This window comes from Streptomyces spongiae, from assembly GCF_009377185.1.
Lineage (GTDB): Bacteria > Actinomycetota > Actinomycetes > Streptomycetales > Streptomycetaceae > Streptomyces > Streptomyces spongiae.
The window spans coordinates 1-6,733 of sequence record NZ_VJZC01000546.1; the positions used below are offsets into that span (position 1 = coordinate 1).

Sequence of the window (6,733 nt, forward strand, 5' to 3'; positions counted from 1 at the left end):
GCTTCTCCCTGCCCGCCCTCACCCGTTCCCGAGAGGAACCGCACCATGCCCGAGATCGAGATCCGCAAGGTCACCGGAAACATCGGCGCCCAGGTCGTCGGCGTCGACATCGCCAAGCCGCTGGACGAGGAGACCGTCGCCGCCCTGCGCGAGGCGCTGAACGTCCACAAGGCGCTGGTCTTCGACGATGTCCATCTGGACGACGAGAGCCACCAGGCGTTCGTCCGCCACTTCGGTGACATCACCACCGCCCACCCGACGGTGCCCGCCGTCGACGGCGCCGCGAACGTGCTGCCCGTGGACAGCGAGCGCGGCCGCGCCAACCACTGGCACACGGACGTCACGTTCGTCGTCAACCCGCCGCAGGCCACCACTCTGCGCAGCATCACGATCCCGCCGTACGGCGGCGAGACCCTGATCGCCAACGCGGCGGCCGCCTACCGGGACCTTCCCGAGCCACTGCGGCTGCTGGCCGACACCCTGTGGGCCGAGCACACCAACGACTACGACTACGCGGTGCCGGACGAGGACATCGACGCGGACAAGGCGGCCCAGCGCGCCCAGTTCACGTCCATCAAGTACCGCACGGCCCACCCGGTCGTCCGCGTCCACCCGCTGACCGGTGAACGCGGGCTGTTCATCGGCGGGTTCGCCCAGCGGATCGTGGGCCTGTCGGTGGGCGAGTCCCGCAAGATCCTGGACCTGCTCCAGTCGTACGTGACCCGCCCGGAGAACGTGCTGCGCTGGCGCTGGTCCCCCAACCAGCTCGTCATCTTCGACAACCGCATCACCCAGCACTACGCCATCGACAACTACGACGGCCTGCCGCGCCGCCTGCACCGTGTGACCGTCGCCGGTGACGTCCCGGCCGGGGTCGAGGGCAAGGAGAGCTACTCGATCGAGGGCGACGCCTCGCACTACACGAAGGTCGCGTAACCGCACCCGTACGCTGCGCACCGAGCGCGTCCACAGTGTGGGCACTCCCTCTCCGGGGTAGGAGGGAGCGCCCACACTGTGGGCGTTTTTGCCCACCGCACGTAAGGGACGAGCCGCGCCGATGCCCCGTACCACCCCGGACGCCGCGACCAGGACCCCGGTCGCGGACGCCTCCCTCTCCCACGGCCTCAAACAGCGCCACCTGTCGATGATCGCCCTGGGCGGGGTGATCGGCGCGGGACTGTTCGTCGGATCCGGGGCGGGTATCGCCGCCGCCGGGCCGTCGATCGTCGTCGCGTACACGCTCTCCGGCCTGCTGGTCATGCTGGTGATGCGGATGCTCGGCGAGATGTCGGCCGCGTATCCGTCGTCGGGCTCCTTCTCGGCGCACGCGGAACGCGCCCTCGGTCCGTGGGCGGGCTTCACCGCCGGCTGGGCCTTCTGGGTGCTGCTCTGCACGGCCGTCGGACTGGAGGGCATCGGCGCCGCGGAGATCATGACCGACTGGCTGCCCGACACGCCCGAGTGGGGATGGGTGGCGCTGTTCATGCTGGTCTTCCTCGCCACGAACCTGGCCGCCGTGAAGAACTTCGGCGAGTTCGAGTTCTGGTTCGCCGCACTGAAGGTCGGCGCGATCACGCTGTTCCTGGCCCTCGGTGTGCTGGCGGTCGCCGGGGTCCTGCCGGGCACGGACTCCCCCGGCCTCACCCACCTCACCGGCGAGGGCGGCTTCCTGCCGAACGGCAGCGAAGGTCTCGTCATCGGCCTGCTCGCCTCGGTGTTCGCGTACGGCGGCCTGGAGACGGTCACCATCGCGGCGGCCGAGTCGGAGGATCCGGTCCAGGGTGTGGCCCGCGCGGTCCGTACGGCGATGTTCCGCATCGCGTTCTTCTACATCGGCTCGATGGCGGTCGTCGTCACCCTGGTCCCGTGGAACGAGAAGGCGGTCGTCGAGAAGGGCCCGTACGTCGCCGCCCTCGAACAGCTCGGCATCCCGGGCGCCGCCCAGCTGATGAACGTGGTCGTGCTCGTGGCCCTGCTGTCGGCCATGAACGCCAACATCTACGGCTCCTCGCGGATCGCGTACTCGCTGGTGACGCGGGGGCAGGGTCCGAAGGTGCTGGCGAGGGTCTCCGGCGGGGTGCCGCGGGTCGCGGTCCTGGTCTCCTGCGTGTTCGGGTTCGTGTGCGTGCTGCTGAGCTACTGGCGGCCGGACGACATCTTCGCCTGGCTGCTGAACATGATCGGCGCCGTGATCCTGGTCGTCTGGGTCTTCATCGCGGTCTCGCAGTTGCTGCTCCGCCGCCGGCTGGAGCGGGACACGCCCGAGCGGCTGGTCGTACGGATGTGGGCGTTCCCGGCGCTGACGTGGGTCGCGCTCGCGGGGATGGCGACGATCTTCGTGCTGATGGCGCGGGAGCCGGACACGCGGGTGCAGTTGTACGCGACGGGCGTGATGACGCTGGTTCTGGCGGGCGCCGGGTACGGGTGGCAGAGGGCGCGCAGCAGGAGCTGAGCCACACGGGCGGCGCAGGGCCCTCGCACGGAGGACGGACGGTTTCGCGCGAGGGCCCTTTCGCATGCCGAGGGCATGCCCTCATACTCTCTTGCTGATAGCTTGTTCTTGCAAGCCAATTGCAATAAGAGCCATCATGGAACGTGTGAAACGTCCTGCTCGTGATCGTCTTCTCACCGCTCATCGGGCAGGCGGCTGGAAGGAGAAACCCCCGCGAGGAGGTGACTCGCGGGGGTTTCTCCTATTCGGGCGATTCTGCCGTCGGATGCTTCCGGTACGGCAGGCTCCGGGCCATCGTTGCGGGATGCCCACAGCGAAGCGCCTGACCTGCCGGACGTGCCGGTCCGAGGAGAACCACGAGCCGCTGACCTCCGGCCAGAGGGACTGGCTCCAGGATCAGCTCGGCAACCCGATCAGCGACAACTACTACAAGTGCGTCAACGTCCGGCCGGATGGCACGGTGTGCCTCAACCTTCGTACGCACGGCCACGAAAGGCATTTCCGGCTGACGAAACGGCTGCCGGATGATCTCGAGTGACGGTCCGTTGCGGGTGGCTTTTCAGGGGCGCGGGGAACTGCGCGACAAGCCACGACGCGCCCGCACTCGCCCCCCCCGACAGGAACCCGGCAGACGAGACGCCCCCCGCCCAACCGCCGGAGGTCACAGGTTGCTGAAGTCCGGGCCCTTCGTGCGGGTGCGCTTGATCTCGTAGAAGCCCGGGACCGAGGCGACCAGGAGGGTGCCGTCCCAGAGCTTGCCGGCCTCCTCGCCCTGGGGGGCCGGGGTGACGACCGGGCCGAAGAAGGCGATCTGTTCGCCGTCGGAGCCGGGGACCGCGATGACCGGGGTGCCGACCTCCTGGCCGACCTTCTCGATGCCCTCGTTGTGGGAGGCGCGCAGCTGGGGCTCGTAGGGAGTGGAGTCCCAGTGGTCCATCAGGGAATCGGGCAGGCCGACGTCCTTCAACGCCCGGGCCACGACGTCCTTCTCGATGCCCTCACCCTGGTTGTGGACGCGGGTGCCGAGCGCGGTGTAGAGGTCGCCGAGCACCTCGGCGCCGTGCTCCTCCTGCGCGGCGATGACCACCCGTACCGGGCCCCATGCCTTGGTCTCGAGCATCTCGCGGTACTGCTCGGGGAGTTCGTCCAGCTTGTCCTCGTTCAGGACCGCGAGGCTCATCAGGTGCCAGCGGACCTCGATGTCGCGCACCTTCTCCACCTCCAGGACCCACCGCGAGGTCATCCAGGCCCACGGGCACAGCGGGTCGAACCAGAAGTCGACGGGGGTTTTGCCGGAGGTCGAAGCGGAGGACTGCGGGGTCTGCTCGGACATGGCTCTCCTCGGAAGGCGCTCGTTTCCCCGGGCAACACCAGCAGACGCCACCGTCATTCCCGCACCGCATGGCAGGATCGGCCTGTCCGTATGTCGAACACCGCCCCGAGGGAGTGCCGCCCGTGCCCGGTGAGAATCTGTCCCGCGACGAGGCTCAGGAGCGGGCCGCTCTGCTGTCCGTCGAGGGGTACGACGTGTCGCTGGACCTGCGGTCCGCGGTCGGCGACGCAGACGGCGAGCCGCGCACGTTCCGTTCGGTCACCACCATCCGCTTCCGCTGCGCCGACCCGGGCGCCACCAGCTTCGCCGACCTGGTCGCGCCGAGCGTCACCTCGGTCTCCCTCAACGGCAAGGACCTGGACCCGAGTGAGGTCTTCGACGGCGCGCGGATCGTCCTGGAGGACCTGGCGGCCGACAACGAACTCGTCGTCGACGCCCAGTGCGCCTACTCCCGCACCGGTGAGGGACTGCACCGCTTCGTCGACCCGGAGGACGGCGAGGTCTACCTCTACACGCAGTACGAGCCGGCCGACTCCCGCCGCGTCTTCGCCAACTTCGAGCAGCCGGACCTGAAGGCGCCCTTCCGCTTCGAGGTGCGGGCTCCGGAGGGCTGGACGGTCTGGAGCAACGGGGTCGGGGAGCCGCACGACGGGGTGTGGAGGTTCGCGGAGACCAAGCCGATCTCGACGTACATCACGGCGGTCGTGGCGGGCCCGTACCACCACGTGACGGACACGTACGAGCGGACCTTCGAGGACGGTACGCGGCTGGAGATCCCCCTGGGCGCGTTGTGCCGCAAGGGCCTCGCTCCCTACTTCGACGCCGACGACGTCTTCCTCGTCACCAAGCAGGGGCTGGACTTCTTCCACGACCACTTCGACTACCCGTACCCCTTCGGGAAGTACGACCAGGCCTTCGTGCCCGAGTACAACCTCGGCGCGATGGAGAACCCCGGGCTCGTCACCTTCCGCGAGGAGTACATCTTCCGGGGCAAGGTGACGCGGGCGTCGTACGAGCGGCGGGCGAACGTCGTCCTGCACGAGATGGCGCACATGTGGTTCGGCGACCTGGTGACCATGGTGTGGTGGGACGATCTGTGGCTGAAGGAGTCCTTCGCCGATTTCATGGGCGTCTTCTCGATGGTCGAGGCGACCCGGTTCACCGACGGCTGGATCACCTTCGCCAACAACCGCAAGTCGTGGGCGTACCGCGCCGACCAGCTGCCCTCCACGCACCCCATCACGGCCGACATCCGTGACCTGGAGGACGCGAAGCTCAACTTCGACGGCATCACGTACGCCAAGGGTGCCTCCGTGCTGAAGCAACTCGTCGCGTACGTCGGCCGGGACGCCTTCCTGGAGGGCGCGCGGCGGTACTTCAAGCGGAACGCGTACGGCAACACGCGCCTCGGTGACCTGCTGTCGGTGCTGGAGGAGACGTCCGGGCGGGACATGGCCACCTGGTCGCGGGCGTGGCTGCAGACCGCCGGGGTCAACTCGCTCACTCCGCAGGTGCTGCTGGACGGCGAGGGCCGGGTCGGTGAGCTGGCGATCGTCCAGGACGCACCGGAGTCCCACCCGAAGCTGCGGCCCCACCGGGTCGCGGTCGGGCTGTACCGGCGGGCGGCCGGAGGCGCGGTGGAGCGGTACGCGCGCGTCGAGGTGGACGTCGACGGGCCGCGCACGGTTGTGGGCGAGCTGGCGGGTGCGGAGGCCCCCGAGCTGGTGCTGGTCAACGACGACGACCTCACGTACTGCAAGATCCGCTTCGACGAGAACTCGCTGGCGACCCTGCGCGCCCGCCTGGGCGACATCGCGGACCCGTTGGCGCGAGCGCTGTGCTGGTCGGCGCTGTGGAACCTGACGCGGGACGCGATCCTGCCGGCGCGGGACTTCGTGGACCTGGTGCTGCGGTTCGCCGGGCGGGAGTCCGACATCGGCGTGCTGCAGATGCTGCACGCCTGGGCCGACTCGGCGCTCACGTACTACGCGGCACCCGAGTGGCGCGAGGAAGGCGGCCGGCTGCTCGCGGACGGTGCCGTACGGGAGCTGCGGCTGGCCGAGCCGGGCAGCCAGCACCAGCTGGCCTGGGCCCGTTTCGTCGCGGCCGTCGCGTCGAGCCCGGCCGAACTCCAGTTGCTGCGGGGCCTGTTGGAGGGCACCGCCAAGATCGACGGTCTGGAGGTGGACCAGGAGCTGCGATGGGCGTTCCTGGGACCGCTGACCGCGCACGGGGTGGCCGACGAGTCGGTGCTCGCGGCCGAACTGGCCCGTGACGACACGGCGTCCGGCAAGCGGCACCAGGTGCGCTGTCTGGCCTCGCGCCCCTCGGCCGCGGTGAAGGCGCAGGCGTGGGCGTCGGTGGTGGAGTCGGACACGCTGTCCAACGCGCTGGTGGAGGCGACGATCGCGGGCTTCGCCCAGCCGTCCCAGCGGGAGTTGACGGCACCGTACACGGAGAAGTACTTCGCGGCGATCGAGCGGGTGTGGGCGGACCGTTCCATCCAGATCGGCATGGACGTGGTGAGTGGCCTGTTCCCCTCGTCGCAGGACTCCCCGGCCACGCTGGACGCCACCGACGCGTGGCTGTCGGCGCACGAGGACGCCCCGCCGGCGCTGCGGAGGCTGGTCCTGGAGGCGCGGGACGATCTGGCGCGGACGCTGCGGGGCCAGGCGTGTGACGCGGCGGCGGCGAAGTAGTCGCGAGCGTACGGCACTTGGGCGGGGGCACCGCAGGTTGACGCGGTGCCCCCATCGTGCGGTTACGAAATTCAGGTATTCGGAGCCGTAACCCCTACCGCTACCCGTCCGGACCAGCCACTCTCGGCACTCGAACGCGCGTCCTTTAGGGCGGCCTTGTCCGCATTTACCTACGAGCGTGTAACAGCGGTTAAAGGGCGGATCGGACACGGGAATCTCCGGGTCATGAACAACACCCCGCTCTCCCCC

Annotated in this window: 5 protein-coding genes; 4 read left to right on the forward strand and 1 reads right to left on the reverse strand. The window is 69.4% G+C overall.

Features of this window, described 5'->3' with window-relative positions; genetic code table 11:
• Positions 1-45: 45 nt before the first annotated feature.
• The 3 genes from FNH08_RS40990 to FNH08_RS41000 all read left to right on the forward strand — a co-directional run bounded on the left by FNH08_RS40990 (position 46) and on the right by FNH08_RS41000 (position 2,990).
• On the forward strand, positions 46-936 hold the full coding sequence (locus FNH08_RS40990; protein ID WP_152776600.1) for a TauD/TfdA dioxygenase family protein: 891 nt from the start codon (positions 46-48) through the stop codon (positions 934-936).
• Between the two features lie 121 nt (positions 937-1,057).
• The gene (locus FNH08_RS40995) at positions 1,058-2,452 is read left to right on the forward strand and encodes an amino acid permease (protein ID WP_152776601.1); all 1,395 of its coding nucleotides are present in this window, start codon (positions 1,058-1,060) and stop codon (positions 2,450-2,452) included.
• A gap of 304 nt (positions 2,453-2,756) precedes the next feature.
• Positions 2,757-2,990, forward strand: coding sequence for a hypothetical protein (locus FNH08_RS41000; protein WP_152776602.1), 234 nt, complete (start codon positions 2,757-2,759; stop codon positions 2,988-2,990).
• A gap of 123 nt (positions 2,991-3,113) precedes the next feature.
• On the opposite strand, the gene FNH08_RS41005 is transcribed toward FNH08_RS41000, so the two are convergent.
• A complete protein-coding gene (locus FNH08_RS41005) occupies positions 3,114-3,785 on the reverse strand; it encodes a mycothiol-dependent nitroreductase Rv2466c family protein (protein WP_152776603.1) in 672 nt (223 codons plus the stop codon).
• Between the two features lie 122 nt (positions 3,786-3,907).
• On the opposite strand from FNH08_RS41005, the gene pepN reads away from it, so the two are divergent.
• Entirely contained in the window at positions 3,908-6,484 is a 2,577-nt protein-coding gene (gene pepN, locus FNH08_RS41010) for an aminopeptidase N (protein WP_322726287.1), read from the forward strand.
• The last annotated feature ends 249 nt before the right edge of the window (positions 6,485-6,733 follow it).

Bases quoted from the DNA above. Each gene is read 5' to 3' on its own strand.
- FNH08_RS41000 (WP_152776602.1), top strand. From the start codon at position 2,757: ATGCCCACAGCGAAGCGCCTGACCTGCCGGACGTGCCGGTCCGAGGAG.
- FNH08_RS40995 (WP_152776601.1), top strand. From the start codon at position 1,058: ATGCCCCGTACCACCCCGGACGCCGCGACCAGGACCCCGGTCGCGGAC.
- FNH08_RS40990 (WP_152776600.1), top strand. From the start codon at position 46: ATGCCCGAGATCGAGATCCGCAAGGTCACCGGAAACATCGGCGCCCAG.
- FNH08_RS41005 (WP_152776603.1), bottom strand. From the start codon at position 3,785: ATGTCCGAGCAGACCCCGCAGTCCTCCGCTTCGACCTCCGGCAAAACC.